The organism is Schlesneria sp. (assembly GCF_036405755.1).
Lineage (GTDB): Bacteria > Planctomycetota > Planctomycetia > Planctomycetales > Planctomycetaceae > Schlesneria > Schlesneria sphaerica.
In genome coordinates this window covers 1-3,124 of the sequence record NZ_DASWWZ010000762.1, presented here as the reverse complement: position 1 = coordinate 3,124, position 3,124 = coordinate 1, and the positions used below count along the sequence as shown (strand labels likewise).

At 58.5% G+C, this 3,124-nt stretch carries 2 protein-coding genes; one reads left to right on the top strand and one right to left on the bottom strand.

What is annotated here, in order from left to right:
• A partial coding sequence (locus tag VGE80_RS24950; RefSeq protein ID WP_440594535.1) for a heavy metal-binding domain-containing protein occupies positions 1–807 on the bottom strand: 807 nt, incomplete at its 3' end.
• A 651-nt stretch (positions 808–1,458) separates the two neighbouring features.
• Here VGE80_RS24950 and VGE80_RS24945 point away from each other — a divergent pair.
• Positions 1,459–2,955, top strand: a complete 1,497-nt coding sequence (locus VGE80_RS24945; RefSeq protein WP_440594534.1) for a rhamnulokinase — start codon at positions 1,459–1,461, stop codon at positions 2,953–2,955.
• Positions 2,956–3,124 lie beyond the last annotated feature (169 nt).

Below are 3,124 nucleotides of genomic sequence, written 5' to 3'. Positions count from 1 at the left end.
GGCAAGGGGAAGGTCCAATTCCATTCCGTCGCGAATGACGTGTGCAGTCGGCGGAACCAGTTCCATCAGTTCCCGGATGGCTTCTCCCGTGCGTCGCCGGGCACTTCCTTCGAGGATCTGGCCAAGCAGGACCAGGGTCGTGATCACCGCCGCCGATTCGAAATAGTAGCCGTGATGATGGTCACCTCCGGTGAGCAGCATTCCCAGACTGAAGCCGAAGGCGGCGCCGACTCCCAGCAGGATCAGGGTGAACATGTTCCACTGGCGTGTAGAAAGGGACTTGGCACCGATGATCCAGAAGGGCCAGCCGCACCAGGTCACGACAGGGAGTGTCAGTACCAGTTGTACGATTCCCGACGTGGATGGAGAGATCATCCGATCCAGTGGGATGCCCACCATGGGGCCCATCGCGAGGATAAAGAGTGGGACAGTGCAAATGAGCGCGACGATAAATCGACGCCACAGGTCTTGCTGCCCGGCGTCATCGCCCGCTCCGTTTCCTGTCGTGAGATCAGGTTCCAGTGGCATGCCGCAGATGGGGCAACTTGCGGGATGGTCACTCGTCACCTCGGGGCACATCGGACAGAAGTATTTTGTTCCCGGGGGAGGGGGCCCCTGCGGTGCTGTTGGGGGGTTGAGAAACTTTGTTCGGCAGTACTCGGCACAGAAGTACCATCGCTGGCCATCCCGGTCGCACCAGATCGCCGTCTTGGGATCGACCTTCATTCCACAGATCGGATCGATCTCAAAGGATTCTGGCGGCTCATCCTGGATGATCGAGAGCGAGGGGAGATCAAATGAGGGCATGGTGACTCTTCGAATCCACGTGGGGTTTGCGGCGCCCCGTGCGTGGATGAATTGAGGTGAAGGAGTATAGCCAATGGCTGAATTACTGAGCGCTGCCGCCATCGGAGGGAGGAGGTTGTCCCGCGAGAGGGTGATTCCCACGGAACGGTCCCTGAAAACGCAGCGTTAACAGGATTCCGAGCAGAATCGCGCACCGTCAATCAGTCTTTGACACCATTACAATAGATTCCATGGAGGCTGGCGACTGATTTTACGAAATAGAGTCAAGTTCACGTGTTGGTTGGTTTCTGTGGGATGTGTGGATTTTCCGTTTGGGTGGTCTGGAGGGGTGGACTTCACCGGATGGGAAGGATTTGCATCGTCGAACGACGCTCCCCCCCGTGCGCAGGGACCGCTATCATGGCGGGCTCGGCCAGCGTGGAGAGATCCATTCACTTCACGTCAGCCACGCGGGTATTCGGCTTCTTGTGAACCGTGCAGGAGTTTCCTGCGCTTGTGAGCGTCGAACGAGCGTCATCGACAGAGGATGTGCGTTGTGCATCTACCTAAGTCGAATCGTGGCACAGTGTGGCGTTGGCGTCGAACGCAATCGCGATTGAATCCATCAACAAACAGCAGTCAGTGAGCATCACTCGGCAGGAGAGAGCGGAGATGGCGGAACAGGTATATCTGGCAATCGATCTGGGTGCTGAAAGCGGTCGCGTGATGGCCGGCTTGTTCGATGGGCAGAGGATTCGTCTGGAAGAACTGCACCGATTTTCCAATGGACCTGTCAATCTTGCTGACACCATGCGGTGGGACTTGCTGCGGTTGTGGTCGCAAATTCAGGTGGGGCTTCAGAAGGCCGCGGCGCGGTTCGGACAAAGCATTGTCTCAGTGGGGGTCGACACCTGGGGGGTCGACTTTGTGCTCTTGTCGAAAACGGGCGAGATGCTGGGCCAGCCGTACCACTATCGCGATGCCCGCACGCGCGGAGTGATGGAACACGCGTTTCAGAGGGTACCTCGCCCGGAAATTTTTGCGAACACCGGTCTCCAGTTCATGGAGATTAACTCGCTTTACCAGTTGCTGGCGATGAATGAGTCGAACCCGGCGCTGGTGGAACTGGCCGATAAATTCCTGATGATCCCCGACTTCTTCCACTGGCTGCTGTCGGGAAGCCGCGTCGTGGAATTCACGAATGCAACGACGTCGCAAATGTATCATCCGACCAATCAGAACTGGTCGCTCGATATGCTTCGAAAGCTCGGCCTGCCGACTCACATGTTGCCGGAAGTGGTCAGCCCCGGGACGAAGCTGGGGCGGTTGCGTGAGGATGTTGCGCGACGATCCGGACTGTCTCGCCTCGAGGTTGTCGCACCCGCAACGCATGATACCGGGGCTGCGATCGCGGCGGTTCCTACAGAGCGAACCGGTTCGGCGAACTGGGCCTATATCAGTTCCGGAACCTGGTCGCTGATGGGACTGGAATTACCTCATGCGGTCCTCACGCCACGGGCACTGGAACTGAATGTGACCAATGAAGGGGGTATCGATGGAACGTACCGGCTGCTGAAGAACATCATGGGGCTGTGGCTGGTGCAGGAGTGTCGCAAGTCATTCGAGCGTAACGGGGCTCCTTACGACTATGGCTTGCTGGCGCAAGTGGCGAGCGATGCACGACCTTTCCGCGCGTTCGTTGATCCCGATTCTTCCGCCTTCCTGGCTCCGCATGATATGCCCGAGGCGATTCGGGACTGGTGTCGAAAGACGTATCAGGAGATTCCCGACACGGACGGGGGCCTGATCCGCTGTGCTCTCGAGAGTCTGGCTCTGAAGTACCGCCTGGTCTTGAGCTGGCTGGAAGAGCTTTCCGGCGAACGGGTCGAGGTCATTCATATCGTCGGCGGGGGAACGCAGAACGATCTGCTCAATCAATTCACCGCGAATGCGACGGGACGCCCTGTGATTACGGGGCCTGTCGAAGCAACGGCTCTGGGGAACGTCCTCATGCAGGCGCGCACCAGCGGTTCGGTGGGGTCTTTGTCTCAGATCCGCAATATCGTCCGGGCCTCGTCCAGCATGCAGCGTTACGAGCCAGAGCATACGGCGCAGTGGGATGAAGCCTACAAGCGCTTTACCGAACTGCTTTCGCGACGTATCCCCTGAGGTTCCGACTCGACTGTTTTGCGCAGCGGAGAGCTGTGTCGGACAGGGGGTTCGCGCGCCTTGGTCTCAGCTCCTTCAGCCCCTCGAACAGTGCGACCGAAGGGCTCATGCCGTGGCAGAGCCTGGTGTTCGTCGCTGGCAGAATCAGAGAAATGGGTGCCTATAAAAG

Coding starts and splice junctions, on each gene's coding strand:
- VGE80_RS24945 (WP_440594534.1), top strand. CDS start 1,459: ATGGCGGAACAGGTATATCTGGCAATCGATCTGGGTGCTGAAAGCGGT.